Origin of the sequence: Paraburkholderia sp. Tr-20389, assembly GCF_017104565.1 — a bacterium.
Lineage (GTDB): Bacteria > Pseudomonadota > Gammaproteobacteria > Burkholderiales > Burkholderiaceae > Paraburkholderia.
Genome location: NZ_JAAGPD010000028.1, coordinates 22886 through 38270 on the forward strand (window position 1 = coordinate 22886; position 15385 = coordinate 38270).

At 61.5% G+C, this 15385-nt stretch carries 14 protein-coding genes and 1 pseudogene; 6 read left to right on the plus strand and 9 right to left on the minus strand.

Features of this window, described 5'->3' with window-relative positions:
* Nucleotides 1-295 precede the first annotated feature (295 nt).
* On the plus strand, nucleotides 296-1474 hold the full coding sequence (locus tag G3N95_RS23860) for a porin (protein WP_205972537.1): 1179 nt from the start codon (nucleotides 296-298) through the stop codon (nucleotides 1472-1474).
* Nucleotides 1475-1641: 167 nt separating this feature from the next.
* On the opposite strand, the gene G3N95_RS23865 is transcribed toward G3N95_RS23860, so the two are convergent.
* Entirely contained in the window at nucleotides 1642-2526 is an 885-nt protein-coding gene (locus G3N95_RS23865; RefSeq protein ID WP_205972538.1) for a LysR family transcriptional regulator, read from the minus strand.
* Nucleotides 2527-2796: 270 nt separating this feature from the next.
* Here G3N95_RS23865 and G3N95_RS23870 point away from each other — a divergent pair, with 270 nt between their 5' ends.
* From G3N95_RS23870 to G3N95_RS23890, 5 genes and pseudogenes are all read left to right on the plus strand, one after another.
* Nucleotides 2797-3543, plus strand: a complete 747-nt coding sequence (locus G3N95_RS23870) for an SDR family oxidoreductase (protein ID WP_205972539.1) — start codon at nucleotides 2797-2799, stop codon at nucleotides 3541-3543.
* Nucleotides 3544-3599: 56 nt separating this feature from the next.
* The gene (locus tag G3N95_RS23875; RefSeq protein WP_205972540.1) at nucleotides 3600-4733 is read left to right on the plus strand and encodes an alkene reductase; all 1134 of its coding nucleotides are present in this window, start codon (nucleotides 3600-3602) and stop codon (nucleotides 4731-4733) included.
* Nucleotides 4734-4749: 16 nt separating this feature from the next.
* Nucleotides 4750-5148 carry a DUF427 domain-containing protein gene (locus tag G3N95_RS23880; protein ID WP_205972541.1) on the plus strand — a complete coding sequence of 133 codons (399 nt, stop codon included), beginning with the start codon at nucleotides 4750-4752 and terminating at the stop codon, nucleotides 5146-5148.
* 9 nt (nucleotides 5149-5157) lie between these two features.
* Nucleotides 5158-5640, plus strand: a pseudogene (locus tag G3N95_RS23885) (SDR family NAD(P)-dependent oxidoreductase); the annotation flags it as partial.
* Between the two features lie 46 nt (nucleotides 5641-5686).
* Complete coding sequence (locus tag G3N95_RS23890; RefSeq protein ID WP_205972543.1) at nucleotides 5687-7429, plus strand: recombinase family protein; 1743 nt, start codon at nucleotides 5687-5689, stop codon at nucleotides 7427-7429.
* A 1270-nt stretch (nucleotides 7430-8699) separates the two neighbouring features.
* Here the strand turns inward: G3N95_RS23890 and G3N95_RS23895 are convergent.
* The 8 genes from G3N95_RS23895 to G3N95_RS23930 all read right to left on the minus strand — a co-directional run bounded on the left by G3N95_RS23895 (nucleotide 8700) and on the right by G3N95_RS23930 (nucleotide 15316).
* Entirely contained in the window at nucleotides 8700-9137 is a 438-nt protein-coding gene (locus G3N95_RS23895) for an Lrp/AsnC family transcriptional regulator (RefSeq protein ID WP_205972544.1), read from the minus strand.
* Nucleotides 9137-10063 carry a homocysteine S-methyltransferase family protein gene (locus tag G3N95_RS23900; RefSeq protein ID WP_205972545.1) on the minus strand — a complete coding sequence of 309 codons (927 nt, stop codon included), beginning with the start codon at nucleotides 10061-10063 and terminating at the stop codon, nucleotides 9137-9139. Before G3N95_RS23900 ends, G3N95_RS23895 begins: the two co-directional genes overlap by 1 nt.
* Nucleotides 10060-11007: a 4-hydroxy-tetrahydrodipicolinate synthase gene (gene dapA, locus G3N95_RS23905; RefSeq protein ID WP_205972546.1), complete on the minus strand. Its 948-nt coding sequence runs from the start codon at nucleotides 11005-11007 to the stop codon at nucleotides 10060-10062. Before dapA ends, G3N95_RS23900 begins: the two co-directional genes overlap by 4 nt.
* Nucleotides 11008-11031: 24 nt before the next feature.
* Complete coding sequence (locus G3N95_RS23910) at nucleotides 11032-12201, minus strand: aminotransferase class I/II-fold pyridoxal phosphate-dependent enzyme (RefSeq protein WP_205972547.1); 1170 nt, start codon at nucleotides 12199-12201, stop codon at nucleotides 11032-11034.
* A gap of 45 nt (nucleotides 12202-12246) precedes the next feature.
* The gene (locus G3N95_RS23915) at nucleotides 12247-12921 is read right to left on the minus strand and encodes an ABC transporter permease subunit (protein ID WP_241018862.1); all 675 of its coding nucleotides are present in this window, start codon (nucleotides 12919-12921) and stop codon (nucleotides 12247-12249) included.
* 33 nt (nucleotides 12922-12954) lie between these two features.
* Complete coding sequence (locus G3N95_RS23920; RefSeq protein ID WP_205972549.1) at nucleotides 12955-13632, minus strand: ABC transporter permease subunit; 678 nt, start codon at nucleotides 13630-13632, stop codon at nucleotides 12955-12957.
* A gap of 77 nt (nucleotides 13633-13709) precedes the next feature.
* Entirely contained in the window at nucleotides 13710-14486 is a 777-nt protein-coding gene (locus tag G3N95_RS23925; RefSeq protein ID WP_205972550.1) for a transporter substrate-binding domain-containing protein, read from the minus strand.
* 32 nt (nucleotides 14487-14518) lie between these two features.
* Nucleotides 14519-15316: an ATP-binding cassette domain-containing protein gene (locus tag G3N95_RS23930; protein ID WP_205972551.1), complete on the minus strand. Its 798-nt coding sequence runs from the start codon at nucleotides 15314-15316 to the stop codon at nucleotides 14519-14521.
* Nucleotides 15317-15385 lie beyond the last annotated feature (69 nt).

The following is a 15385-nucleotide window of genomic DNA, read 5'->3' on the forward strand; positions in this document are numbered from 1 at the left end:
ATCGGCCCTTCCGAATCTTCTTTTGTGCGCTTGCCAGTCGCGCAGCGAGCTTGCCCAACGTGATGCGTGAAGCCTCTGAAGAATGATTCGCCATCGTCAACGGCATGACCCATATCCGTGTCGCACCGCACGCAGCAATCTGGCGGTTCTGCCCGCGATCACATAGAGTGTAGAGAGAGCGTCGCGTGATCTCGTGACGATCATTTGCAGGTTGCCGCGTCGTCGCGGCATTCACGTCGTTGTTCAAAGCGTTGCAAGAGAATCCTTTCTCTCGGTCTCGAGCCGGAGCGCACAAATGAACAAGTTGCTTATAAGCGGTGCGACAACGATGATCACGCTGGCCGGCGTAGCGCATGCGCAAAGCAGCATCACCCTTTACGGGTTGATCGACGCGGGTCTGACCTACACCAACAACCAGATCACCGGAACGGGCAGCGGACACAGCAACTGGCAGATGACGAGCGGTGCCGTCCAGTACAGCCGCTGGGGTCTGCGCGGAGCTGAAGATCTGGGTGCCGGACTGAAGGCCGTCTACACACTGGAAAGCGGCTTCAACCTGAACAACGGCCAGTATTCGTCGAACAACCGGATCTTCAATCGCCAGGCTTATGTCGGTTTGTCGAGCCGCGATTACGGCGCGCTCACACTGGGCCGCCAGACCGACAGCATGGTCGATTTCGTCGCGCCGCTTTCATTGACGGGCACGGAGTTCGGCGGCACGCATTTCGCGCATCCATTGGACAATGACAACCTGAACGATTCGTTTCAGATCAACAACTCCGTGAAGTACCTGAGCCCGAATTTCGGCGGCCTCAAGGTCGGCGCGCTGTACGGCTTTTCCAATCAGGCGGGTGGCTTCTCGAACAATCGCGCGTATAGCTTCGGCATGTCCTACGTGTGGGGTGGCCTGAATTTCGGCGTTGGCTATCTCGGGCTCAGCAGTTCGGCGCGCACGCCGGCGGAGTTGAATACGAATGGCGCCGTCACCGATACGACCGGCGCGTCCCTGCAAGGCGCGCTCGCTCCGACGGGTGTGCCTCTAGGCGTGCTGGCCAGCAGCCAGAAAACCTTCGGCGCCGGCGTGAACTACACCTTCGGTCCGGCTGTTGCCGGGTTCGTGTACTCGCACACCAAGCTCTCGCAGTTCTTCCAGTCCGGGCTGAGCGGAACGTTTCAGAACTTCGAAGGAAACATTCGCTATGCGCTGACGCCTGTCATCGAACTCTCCGGCGCGTACACCTACTCGCGCGCAGGCGGAAATGGTGGAGGCGGCCTTCCCCATTGGAATCAGCTCAGTGCGATGGCCGACTACCAATTCTCGCGACGCACCGATGTCTACATTCAGAGTGCCTGGCAACGTGTGAGCCCGAGCGGCACTTCGCCATTGGGCGTCGCGTGGATCAACGGCGTCACCGCGCCGTCTTCCACGACCAATCAGGTCGAGGCCACTGTCGGCTTGCGGCATCGGTTCTAGTGCGTGTAGCAGTCGACGTTACCTGCTTCGCAGCAGCGACATCGCACCAGGTGCGACAGAAATAAAACTTGCTCTGCTCTTGCGCAGCCGCCGAAAACGAACCGGTATCGACGACGCGGATAACGATTTCGATCGCCGCGCGGCGGTCCATCGCGATTCTCCCTCACTCAGTTGGCAGCAATCAGTTCATCCGCTCTCGACAGAAACATCTTCAATACCGGCGATGCATTCGAACGACTGTAGCCGATCGCGAGATCGACAGTCGGCGCCTCGCCTTCCAGCGGCCGGCTCACCACCGACCAGGGCAGCAGGTTGTTCGCGTACTCGGGCATCAGCGACAGCCCGCGCGTCGACGCGACGAGCGACATCGCCATCGCGAGATTGTCGACACCATGCTCGGGCTTCAGATCGAGTCCGTTCTCACGCAGATAACGCGCGACCACATCGTGCAGCACGCGCGCCTTATTCGACGCCATGACAAATGTCTCGCCTCGAAGGTCTGACGGATTGATCGCTGCTTTTGCCGTCAGCCGATGATCGCTCGGCATCAGCACGACGAGTTTCTCGCGATAGACGATGCGATAGTCGAGGTCCAGCCCCGGCTCCGTGCGCACGAATGCGAGATCGAGTTTGCCGCGCGCCACCGCGTCGGCGAGATCGGGCGAGTAACCGCTTGACACCGTGACGTCGATGTTCGGCAACTCGTCGCGCAACACCTGCATTGCCCGCGGAAGCCACGTCATCTCCTGGCCTGTCAGAAAGCCGAGCGCGAAGACCTGCTTAGCGGGATGCGCAGCGCGGCGCGCGGCCTCGATCGCGGCGTCGACCTGCGCGAGCGCAAGCCGCGCATGGTCGAGAAAGGCCTTGCCGGACGCCGTCAATTCGACCCCACGCGCGCTGCGGCTGAACAGTTCTGCGCGGACTTCATCTTCGAGGTCGCGGATCTGCCGGCTAAGCGAAGGTTGCGACGTGTACAGCCGCTGCTCTGCCGCGACGGTGAGACTGCCCGTTTCGGCGACGGCGACGAAATAGCGCAGATGGCGTAGCTCCATGCTTTCTCCGGTTTTGCCCCGTTTACTGGTCCCATTTGCTGGTCCCATTTGTTGGCCCCATTTGTTGGCCCCATTTGTTCCCGCCGCCTCAGGGCCATGCCTCACAGGCATGCCAACAAGCCTACAAAGTCTTTTTCCTTTACGCAAGCGAAGGCTAGATTAGCTGCCAGCAGTCCCATCGCGCAACGCGGAAGCCGACAGCACAGATTCGAAGCCATACCCGCGTGTTATCGCTGAATGGCCCGCCGATCAACCAGACGGAGCTTCGCCATGAATGACCTCGCAGGAAAAACCGCGCTTGTCACGGGCGCATCGCGCGGCATCGGCCGCGCTATCGCTCTTGCGCTCGGCCGCGCCGGCGCGCAGGTGCTCGTGCACTACAGCAGCAACGAAGCGGCGGCCGATTCCGTCGTCGCCGACATCATCGGGAGCGGTGGCCATGCGCAGAAAATTGCCGCCAACCTGCGCATCGCCGACGGCGCGCACACGCTCGCCCGACGTGTGCGCGCCGTCGTCGGCGGACGGCTGGATGTGCTCGTCTCGAATGCGGGCATTGCCAGCGCTGCGAGCATCGAAGAGACGACTGTCGAAAGCTTCGACGACCTCTTTGCTGTCAATGTGCGCGCGCCCTACTTCCTCGTCCAGCAGCTACTGCCGATGCTGTGCAAAGGCAGCAGCGTCGTGCTGCTTTCCTCGCTGGCAGCGCGCGCATCGGTTGGCGATCTGACCGCGTATGCAGCGACCAAAGGCGCAGTCGATACGCTCGTGCGCCACTTCGCTTTGGTGCTCGGCGAGCGCGGCGCGCGCGTGAATGCGGTTGCGCCCGGTGTCGTCGCAACCGACATGTCGAGCTTCGTGACAACGGCCGGAGGCCGCGACTACGCGCTGAACCTGCAGGCCCTGAAGCGCATCGCGCAGCCCGACGATATCGCCGGCGCCGTGACTTTTCTTGCTTCCGACAGGGCGAGCTGGATCACAGGCGATACGTTACGCGTCGACGGCGGATCAAAGCTTTAATCGTCGCCCGATAGTGGCAACGCCATCGCTCCACACCCATCGATAAGGCATCCAAAATGATTAACAAGAACTCTAGATTGTTTTCACCCACGAAGGTAGGACGACTGCAACTGTCACATCGTGTCGTTCACGCACCGATGACGCGCCTGCGCTCCGATTCCGACGACGGACCGAGCGCAATGATGGTCGAGTACTACCGGCAGCGCGCGTCGCAAGGCGGCCTGCTCATCACGGAGAGCGCGCACCCTTCGTACGACAGCCGTGGCTACCTCGGTGCACCCGGCATCTACACAGATGAGCATGTCGACGCGTGGAAAACGATCACCGACGCCGTCCACGCAAAAGGCGCGCATATCTTCATGCAGATCGCACATGACGGACGCCAGTCGCATGTCGATTTGAGCTGGGGCAACCCGCCCATTGCACCGTCCGTCGTGCCGTACGAAACGACCGTATTCACACAGAACGGCTGGGTTCCCAACTCGCCGCATCGGGCGCTGGAAATCGACGAGATTCCGGCCGTCGTCGAGTCGTTCCGGCGCGCAGCGGAACGTGCGAAGGCCGCGGGTTTCGATGGGGTCGAACTGCACAACGCGAACGGCTATCTCGCCGACACCTTTTTGCAGGACGGCACGAACAAACGCATCGACGCGTACGGCGGCACGATCGAAAAGCGCGCGCGTTTTTCGCTGGAGCTAGTGGATGCGTTCGCGTCCGTGTGGGGCGCGGATCGTGTCGGGGTGCGCGTGTCCCCGAGCGGCCGCTGGGGCGCGATATCCGACAGCGACCCCGAAGCGACGTTCGGCCATTTCGCAGCACGTCTGAACGGATATGGCCTTGCGTATCTGCATGTGATCGAACCGCGTGTGATGGGCACGGAAACGCTCGACGAGGGCCAGCCGCCCGTCGCGTCGTCGTTCCTGCGCAAGGTGTTCGACGGCCCGATCATCGCCGCCGGCGGTTTCGATCGCGACGGTGCGGAGCAGATCCTCCAACGCGGCGATGCCGATCTCGTTGCGTTCGGCCGCTGGTTTTCGTCGAACCCGGATTTGCCCGAGCGCTTGCGTCGCAATCTGCCCTTGACACCGTATCAGCGCGACGCGTTCTGGGGCGGCGACGAACGCGCGTACACCGACTTTCCCGCCCACGATGCTGCGCGCACCGATGCGCCGACAGATGAAACCGTTTGATTCGAGGAGTCACAGCATGTCCAACAGCAACAGCGTGAACACGGCCAAACCCGTGAAGGTTCCGGGCAGCGATCACCCCATCACGATCGAACGCAATACGTCGCGCGTGGTGGTGACGGTCGCGGGCCAGATTGTCGCCGACACGCGCGATGCGCTGACCTTGAGTGAAGCGCACTATCCGCCCGTGCTCTACATCCCGAGAAAAGATGTCCGCATGGCACTGCTCGAACGCACCGACCATTCGACATATTGCCCGTACAAGGGCGATGCCGCGTACTTCTCGATCCCGTCAGGCGGCGAGCGCGCGCTCAATGCGATCTGGACATATGAGTCGCCCTATCCGGCCGTCGAGCCCATCCGCGATCATCTCGCGTTCTACACCCACCGCGTCGATTCGATCGAAGAGCATGCGTAAGGAGCCTGCATGAACGAACAGACTGTGGTGCTCGTCACCGGCGCATTGAGCGGCATCGGCCGCGCGACGGCTCTTGCCTTCGCGCGCTCGAAAGCCCGCGTCATGATTTCAGGCCGGCGTGCAGACGAAGGGCGAGCGCTCGCCGATACGCTTCGCTCGCTCGGCGCAGAGGCGGCGTTCATCGAGGCCGACGTACGTGTCGAAGACGACGTGCAGGCGCTCGTTGAGCGCACGGTCGCGCGCTTCGGCAGGATCGATATCGCCGTGAATGCGGCCGGCACGGAAGGTGAATCCGCGCCCGTCATCGAACAAACTGCCGCGCGCTACACAGCCGTGTTCGACGCGAACGTGCTCGGCACCTTGCTCGCGATGAAGCACGAGTTGCGCGCGATGTCGGCGCAACGCAGTGGCAGCATCGTCAACCTATCGTCGACGATGGGCGCGCGCGGCGCGGCGGGCGCGTCACTGTATGTCGCCAGCAAGCATGACGTCCCATTGTATAATTACGCTTTCTTTAGCAAGACAGCAGGAGGTGCGCATGGCTACCTCGCGCACAAAACGGGCAAGCCGGAAGGACGAACCCATCGTCTATAGCGGCCCCGTCTTTTCGTATATCCGGTTCAGTTCAGCACGTCAGGCAGCAGGCACCAGCAAGCAGCGGCAAGATGACTATGCCGCCAAGTGGGCCTCGCGTCATAACCTTCCTCTCGATACCACCCTCAAGATGTTCGACAAAGGTCGGAGCGCCTTCAAAGGCGATCACCTCTCGAACGGCGCGCTCGGACGCTTCATGGACAAGATCAGGGACAGCAGCGTGCGGCCCGGCTCGACACTTATCGTCGAGGCGTGGGACCGCTTCTCGCGGCAGACCCCGATGCAGGCCTTCGCGCAACTGAGCGAGATCATTAACGCTGGCGTGCGGGTGGTCACCTCGACGAATGGCAAGGAATGGACGCCCGAGATCATCGCGCAGAACGACTTTGCGCTGCTGGAGGTGGTCATCGACATGTCCCGAGCGCACAACGAAAGCAAACGCAAGAGCAGCCTAATACAGGATGCCTATGTCACGAAGTGCATGCAGTGGCAAAGCGGTGTGCGCCATGACACGATGAAGGGGCTGATCGGTGGGCCGAACACCGATCCCGAGTGGGTGACATTCAATTACGACGAGAAGCGCTTCGACCTGATACCGGACAAGGCCGGTCCCATCCGCCGCATGATCGAGCTCTACTGCGAAGGTTATGGAGCGATGGCGCTTACACGCGTCATGCGCGATGAAGGATACGAGTTCGGTGGGCGCTTCCCGACGAACCGCGTGAGCCGCCTGGTTTCCAGTCGCGCGCTCATGGGCGACAAGGTGGTCACTGCCAGAGGCCAGCCTTTCGTGCTGGAAGGCTACTACGGTGACGCAGCGCTGATCTCGGCAGAGAAGTTCGAGGAGTTGCAGCACGTCGTTTCGAAGCGCAGCTCGCGCAAGGTAAAAAGCGTATTGCCCGGTATCGTGACGGGGCTGCGCTTGCTGTGGTGCGGACATTGCCAGCAACTGATGGTCAGCCATAGCCAGTTGAAAGAAGAGAACCGGCTCGCGGACGGCACTTATCGGCTCGGCGCGCGACGCCTGCGTTGCGGTAGCTACTATCGGCTCGCGGTGAGGTGCAAGGGTGGCGAGTCCTGTTCGGCGGTGCCTGTCGAGCACGCCATCATGATGTACTGCTCGGACCAGATGAACCTTGACCGGCTACTGGCCACCAAAGGCAAACCCGACGCGCGCATCGCTGCGCTCACAAAACAGCAGGCCGAGCTTGCAAAACTCGAGTCACGGCTGGCAGAGGTGCAGCAGGCGATAGAAAGCGGCAGCGGGAGCGTCATCACACTCGTCAAGGCTGCGGAAACGCTGGAGGAACAGCAGCGCCAGCAGCGGGAGCGCGTAACGACACTCGAACGCGAGATCGCGGTCGACCAGCGCGGCAAACGGTCGACCGCAGAGGCATGGGCGGCGCTGATGGAGGACGTGCGGATGCTCGATTATGATGCGCGTATGAAGGCGCGCCAGCTTATGGTGGATACCTTCGAGCGCATTGAGGTCTACATGAAGGGGGCTGAGGCCGACCAGCCGAACATACTGCGCCTGCATCTCACTTCCAAGAGCGGTGTCGTCCAAGAGATTGAGATTGACCACGTTAGCGGTCAGCGGATCGATGAACAACGCTTCAACCTGAAGGACATCGATGCCAAGGCAAAGCCGGCGCGCGCGCCGCGTACGCGAACTGCACGGAAGTGAGCGAGCGAGATCACGCCTGGCCGAATCCTCGTACACGGCTATCGGTGAAGTCGACCCGATTCGGCTATACCTGTCATCATGATGGATGGCTGCTATGGGAGCGTTCCGAACGGCGAAATGCTTAAAATATCCAAGGCATTTCAATCCGTTAGACGGATATGACCGTGATAAGGCGCGGGTTATCGCGGCCAGATCGAAGTTCACCCGAGACGGCATCTGCGCGGTCCGGTCTGCAGTACATTGGCTGTACATGTCAGATCCGGTGGTCGACCTACGTAGCTCCGCAAACCCTCATGCTGTTGTCTTATCGGGTGACGGTTGGCGCCCGCAGATATACAAAAAGTTGTCGACTTTACTTATGTCGAGTCGTTGCACGAAGCACTGACAATCGCCATGGAAGACTATGCGATTGATCCTAGGATCGATCGCTAAGGGTTCGTCCGCGAACCGCTGGCCGAGTTTGGTTCAGTCTAAGAGGTCGAACAGTGTGACCTACATCTCGCTCCTGTCGCTGAACCCGCGATGCGTTTCGAGTTGAGAGAGCATGATGCCGAAAGTGCACATAAAAGAAACGTGCCACTTGTTGGCGGCGCTTCGTTCCGGGAAGACTTGCTACGATTCTGAGTCCGCAGTACGTGGTTTCCGCACTCGCACTGTCGCGCGATAGGTCTCACGAGCCTTCTGTTCCGTCAATGCGCCGCTCTCGGCCGCTGCCTCCGTACGTTGGAGGATCACGGCAACGCCGCGCTTCTGCAGCGCTATCACTCGGCCGTTTCACGCGCGAACTGCTCGTCGTGTCCTGCGAACGTCATTACGTCGACGAAAAAGACCCAGGTGACGTGTCCCCTCGAAGTCGATGCCGCCAGCCTCGATGGTGGCGTCCACGGCTACCGGCCCGGAAACGCGCAATACGCCCGGACCGCCAGTCCCCGCGGAAAAGGCGCAGCAAGCAGCGCATTGTCTAACTTTAAATAATCCTTTTTTCATGCCTTTGGCAGAAGATAAATTATATATCGCTATCCTAACTAACATCGATAGTTGGTATCATGTCAAATGTTGGCCCACAAACGTCGTCGCGTTCAGGCGTAGACGTAACGTCCGTGATCCCTCTTCTTCCTCCTAACATTCGGAACCAAGAGTTGACGATGACCTGGAGGGTTACTTCTTCATCTTCGAGGACGATCACGACGTGGCTATGTCCGCTCGGCAGACTACGTCGCTCGTTATAGTCGATTTCCTGGAGCGATGCGCAGCCGGCCCATCTCTTCACCTAACGCTTATGTATAACCGAGTCGAGCACGAAACAGGTCGTCATGTTCTGCACGCCGTCCATTGCGCTGATTGTCGCCCAGATTTCGCTGATACGCTCATGAGATGCGGCCTCGATCTGTACGAGCAGATCCACCTCGCCACTCAACACCGCGCAATCGCGCACCTCGGCGATTCGCTCCAGCGCGGCGAGCACGTCCGCGCCCCGCATCCGATCTTTCCGGTAGACGAGCATCACGGCGCGCACTGGCGTCACGTCGTCGGGTAACGCTAGTCGCACCGTATATCCCGCAATGATATTCAACGCTTCGAGCCGGTCGATGCGGTGACGGACCGCCTGTCTCGACAGGCCGATCCGATCGGCCAGCACTGCAAGCGGTATCCGAGCGTCGGCGCACAACGCATCAATGATCTTCTGGTCGATACCGTCGATCTTCATTACGCAGACCAGGGTTGACCGACGTTGCGTGCATCGACCGCGCCGCGCAACGCCGCGATGTGATCGGGACCGATCCCGCAACACCCGCCGACGATCTGCGCGCCTAACGCGATCCATTGCTCTGCCCACTTCATATAGCCGGGTGGGTCGAGATCGCGACGCAACTCGTGCAGTTCCGCGTTTGCCTCCGCGTCATCGCGTTGCGGCGGAAACGCGTTTGCATAAACGCCGATTGGCAGCGTGACGCCAGCGCACTCGAGAATGCCCCGGACAGTTTTCACCGCCGCGCTCATCACCTCGGGCTGGCTGCAGTTGAACAGCAAGGCGGACGCCCGCGCGGACAACGCAGCATCGATCGCCTGATCGAGCGTCTGTCCCGACCGCAGTACAGGCCGCGCACTGTCGTCGATCTCATCGCGCAACGTGAATGACACCCACAACGGTTTCGGGTTCGTGCCGAGTGCGCGCCGAACCGCGCCGATCTCGTCTGTCAAGCTCTGTGTCTCGGCCAGCCACAGGTCGACATACGGTTCGAGTCCGTTGACGAGTGCCGCAAGAATCACATCGGCGCGCGACGCGTCGAACAGGTCCGGCCGGTACGACCCACCGGTCGGTGGCAGCGAACCTGCAACCCGTACCGTCCTGGGCGCCCGGCCAACCGACTGCTTCGCGAGTTTACCGGCGAGCGCCGCGAGCCTGATGCCATCGCGGTGAAACCGGTCTTCGCCGATATGGAACGGTACGATCGCATAGCTGTTCGCGGTGATGACGTCAGCCCCCGCCGCGATGAACGCATCGTGCGCAAGGCCAACGTAGTGCGGCGCTTCCATCAGCGCGAGTGCGGACCATTCGGGCTGCCTGAAAGGCGCGCCGATCCGCACCAGTTCGCGCCCCATACCGCCATCGAGTACCGTGACGTCGCTCACTGTCCGGGCCTCCTTTCCTTCAACCGCCCTTCTCTCACCAGAATCGCCTCGCATGCGGTTTCCGCCCGATCCAATGCATCCGCCAGCGTCGAATGAAAGCGTTCGTCGTGCTGCGTCAAGGGCAGCCGGATGCCGCCACGGATCTTGCCCATTCGCGCGAGCAGCCATTTCACCGGGATCGGATTCGCTTCCACAAACAACGCGTGATGCAGCCCGATCAACTCAAGCTGTATCACGCGCACCGTGGCCGCGTCTCCGGCAAGCGCCGCATCGCACAGCGCGGCCATCGCGCGCGGCATCACGTTGGCCGTCACCGAAATGTTGCCGCTGCCGCCCATCAACATCAGTAACGGCGCGGTCACGTCATCGCCGCTGTAGACCGCGAAGCCGGGCGGTGCCGCGTGCAGCAGGCGCATCCCGCGCTCCAGGTCGCCCGTCGCGTCCTTGATGCCGGCAACACCCGGCACGCGCGCAAGCCGCAGCACGGTTTCGTTGCCGAGATCGGCCCCGGTCCGACCCGGCACGTTGTACAGGATCACGGGAAGATCGACAGCCTCGGCAATGCTCGCGAAATGCCTGTACAGGCCTTCCTGCGTTGGTTTGTTGTAGTACGGCACCACTTGCAGCGACGCGCTCGCGCCAAGCGCTTTTGCACGCACGGTCAACTCGATCGCCTCGGCTGTCGAGTTGGCGCCGCTGCCCGCGATCACCGGGATGCGGCCGGCCGTGCGCTCGACACACGCTTCGATCACGCGCAGATGCTCATCGACAGAGACGGTCGGCGATTCGCCGGTGGTACCAACCGCAACGAGTGCGACCGTGCCGCTTGCGACGTGCCAGTCGACAAGCGCACGCAGTGCCGGAAGATCGAGGCTGCCGTCGTCGTGCATCGGCGTCACGAGCGCGGCAATGCTGCCGCGAATCGGATGGGAAAGATCATTCATGTTTCGTGTGGATGAGCTGGAGACCTAGATATGTTCGAGGGCCTGTGCGACATCAGCCTTCAGGTCGTCGACGTGCTCGACCCCGACCGAGTAGCGGATGAAGTTGAGCGGAATGTCCGCCGCGCGCATCTGCTCCGCGGACATCGTGCCGGCCCACATCGCCGCCGTATGGATCGCTAGCGAATCGACCCCGCCCAGGTTCCCCGCGTTAAGCGGCAACCGCAGCGATTCAACAAAACGCTGGGCATCGTCATAGCCGCCCCGAACGCCGAACGCGACCACCCCGCCGAATCCGCGCATCTGCCGGCACGCGAGCGCATGCTGGGGATGGCTGCGCAGACCCGGGTAAAACACCCGCTCGATTTTTGCGTGCCCTTCGAGGAATTCCGCGAGCGCCTGTGCGTTCGCGTTGATCCGTTCGATGCGCAGCGGCAACGTACGCAGTCCGCGCAGCAGCAGCCACGCATCCATCGGTGAAAGAACCGAACCGAGCGTAATGTGCGTATGCCAGATTTGCTCGGCAAGCACTCGGCTCGTGCAGATCACGCCGCCCGTGAGGTCATGATGGCCGCCAAGATACTTGGTCGCGCTGTGCACGACAATGTCGACACCCAGGCGATGCGGCTGCTGGTTGACCGGCGACGCGAACGTGTTGTCCGCAAGTGTCAGGATGCCCCGCGCCCGTGCGATTTCGGTCACCGCGGCGATGTCGGTCACGAGCAGCAACGGATTGACCGGCGTCTCGAGCACGATCAGCCGTGTGTTCGGGCGGATCGCACGGTCGAACGCGGCCGCATCGGTCTGATCGACGAACGTGACCTCGACGCCGAATTTTCGCAGCATGTCATCGAGCATCTTCGTCGTGCTCATGTAATGACGCGTCTGGCCGATCACGTGATCGCCGGCCTTCACGACACTGAGGATCGCTGTGGCAATCGCCCCCATCCCGGAGGCCGTGACGAGCGCGGTCTCGGTGCCTTCCAGCCCGGCCATGATCGCCTTCACGCGCTCATGAACGGGATTGCCGTATCGCGTGTAATTGCGCGGGTGCTGAGGCACGCTCGACATCTCGGCGAATTCCTCACTGCCTGCGGCCTTGAACACGGCTGAGTAGTGAATAGCCGGCGCAACCGTCTTTTCATCGGTCACGTCGCGGTCAGCGGCAAGCGCCAGCGTTTCAAGCTTGTATCCCATGTCGTCCTCGGATCGTTCGATAGGTTTCGTCAATGCGGTGCCGGGCTAAGCGCGTGCGTTTCTCAAATGCCGGTTCAGGACGCTTTCAGCCCGTTTCAGCACAGCCGACAGGACGGCCGTGATGCCGACGTATACGACGCCCGCAAGAATCAGCGCATCGGTCGTATAGGATTCGATCGAGATGCGCCGCACGACCCCCGTCAGATCGAGCACCGTGATCGTGCTCGCGAGTGCGGTCGACTTCAGCTGCAGTACGATCTCGTTGCCGAGCGTCGGCGCGACGATGCCGATCGCGCGCGGTACGACAACGAACCACGTCAACATGAAACGGCTCATCCCGAATGCAAGCGCGGCCTCCTTTTCGCCGGCGGGCACACCGCCGATGCCCCCGCGGATGTCTTCCGCCATGTAGGCAGCGAGATTCAGTGTCAGCGCGCACAACGCGCACGAAAACGAGCCACCGACCAGCAGCCATAGCGGCGACGCGCGCACCCACGAAAACTGCGCGAGACCGTAATACAGCACGAAGATCTGCACGAGCAGTGGTGTGCCGCGAAATACCGACATGAAGAGACGGCTCGGCGTCGACAGCCAGCGACTGTCCGACGTGCGCGCGACAGCGAGCGGTACCGCGAGCGCGAACGCGAGCGCGCACGACAAAACCAGCAACTGCAGCGTGATCCACAGACCGTGTGCGATGTCCAGGCCAGACTGGGTCATCAGAGAAAAAAGATCGTTCATGACAGGGACTGTTCAGGTGCGTTTCGCGTAACCACGGCCCGCGACGCGTTCGAGCCACGCAAACGCGGGATTGGAGACGGCGAGGAAGCTGAAGTAAACGACGCCGACAGCGGCGTAAAAGACGAACGGCTGCTTGGTGAACTGCGCGGCGATATTCGCCTTGCGCAATATGTCCTCGAGACCGACGATCGATACCAGCGACGTGTCCTTCAGCAGGTTCTGCCACATGTTGTTCAGGCTCGGCAGACAGATGCGCCACGCCTGCGGCAAACGAACGAACCACAGGGTCTGGAATTGCGACATCCCGTACGCGCGGGCCGCCTCGATCTGCCCGACCGGCACCGCGAGAAATGCGCCGCGGAACATCTCCGACGAGTACGCACCGAACACCAGTGCGAGCGCAATCGCGCCCGCCGAGAACGGACTGACCGTTATTGCACCGTCAAATTGCGTATTGAGCAGATGCGACAGCCCGAAGTAGCAGATCAGCAGGATCAGGAATTCGGGAATGCCACGCAGGAAATTGGTGATCGCATAGGTTGCGCCGCTCAGCCACCGGACGCCCGACAACTTCGCCGACGCACCGGCGACGCCGAGCAGCATGCCTAGGCATAGCGCGGCGACTGCCAGTTCCAGCGTGACAAGCGCGCCCGCCGCGATCTGGGCGCCGTAACTCAATAACATGTCCATCGCGTTATCGCTCCTTGTGTTGCGCAGACCGTGCGCGCGCCGCCTGGCTGCGGCCGCGCGATCCGGGGACGCGCGTATTACGGCGCGATGCTGAACGGGAAATATCGCTTGTTGACGGTCGAGAACGTCCCGTCGGTCTGCACCTGCGCGATGCTCCTGTCGAACATCGCCTTCATAGGTGCGTCGCCCTTGCGTACAGCGATTGCCGTGCCTTCGCCAAAGATCTCGGCGTCGGCAATTGGCTTGCCGACGAAGTCGAAACCGTCCTTCTTGCCGGTCTTCGAAAGCCAGTCGTATGCGACTGTGCTATCGGCAAACACCGCGTCGATGCGGCCGGCCTCGAGATCGAGCCATGCCTCGTCGAGCGTCTGGTAGACCTTCACGTTGATGCCCGATTTGTTCGTCGGAAGTCGGCGACGCAGATAGGACTCGTGCGTCGACGCAGTCTGCACGCCGATCGTCTTGCCGTGCAGCGCGGCCGGGTTGTCCGTGACGCCCGAACCTTGCTTCGCGACGAGCTGCACCGGCGCCGTCGTGAAGATGCGGGTGAAGTCGACGGACTGTTCGCGCTCCGGCGTCTTCGACATCTGAGCGAGCACCGCATCGATCTGTTTTGCTTTCAGCGCCGGAATCAGCGCATCGAAATCCATCGTTACCCACTGGCACCTGACCTTCATCTCATCGCACATCGTCTTGCCGATGTCGATCTCCATGCCTTGTAGCTTGCCGGACGCGTCCTTATATTCGAACGGCGCGTAATCGGCGAGCGTACCGACCCGTACCACCTGCTCGGCGTGCGCAACGGGTCCCAGCAATACAGCGCCCAGACACAGCGATTGAAGCAGCTTCTTCATGATTTCCCCTCCTAGTTGACAATGGATCCGCATCAGACGATGCTGGACAAGAATTTCTGGAAACGCGGCGATTTCTGGTTGGCGAACACTTCGTTGGGACTGCCGTCCTCTTCGATCCGTCCCTGATGGATGAACACAACGCGATTCGAAACTTCGCGCGCAAATCCCATTTCATGGGTGACGACCAGCATCGTGCGACCTTCATCCGCAAGCGAGCGCATCACCTTCAGCACTTCGCCGACGAGCTCCGGATCGAGCGCCGACGTCGGCTCGTCGAACAGCATGACTTCGGGATCGGTTGCGAGCGCGCGCGCAATAGCCACGCGCTGCTGCTGGCCGCCCGACAACTGGTTCGGGTAGTGCTCGCATTTGCCCGCGAGCCCGACGCGTTCGAGCATCGCGATCGCCTTGTCACGCGCTTCGCGCTTCGGCACGCCAAGCACCCGAACCGGCACGAACATCACGTTCTGCAGCACCGTCATATGCGCCCACAGGTTGAACTGCTGGAACACCATCGCGAGCTTGCGGCGCACACGCATGACCTGCTTCGGATCGGCAGCGGCAAGCGCACCCTCTTTGCCCACCGGCTTTAGCGTGAGCGTTTCGCCGTTCACGCAGATCTGGCCGCGGTCGGGTGTTTCCAGCAGGTTGATGCACCTGAGGAACGTGCTCTTGCCTGACCCGCTACTGCCGAGGATCGACACGACCTCATGATTCCTGGCGGTCAGCGATATGCCTTTCAGCACCTCGACGCCGCCGAACGACTTATGAATATCCTCGACCACCAGCACGTCAGCCGCTGGTTTGCATGCAGGAATTGCTGCTGGCATTCCCGACTCCCTCTTCGATACGTTGCACATTGCCCCAGTCCCCAAAGTGCCGGTACGCCACGCACCGGC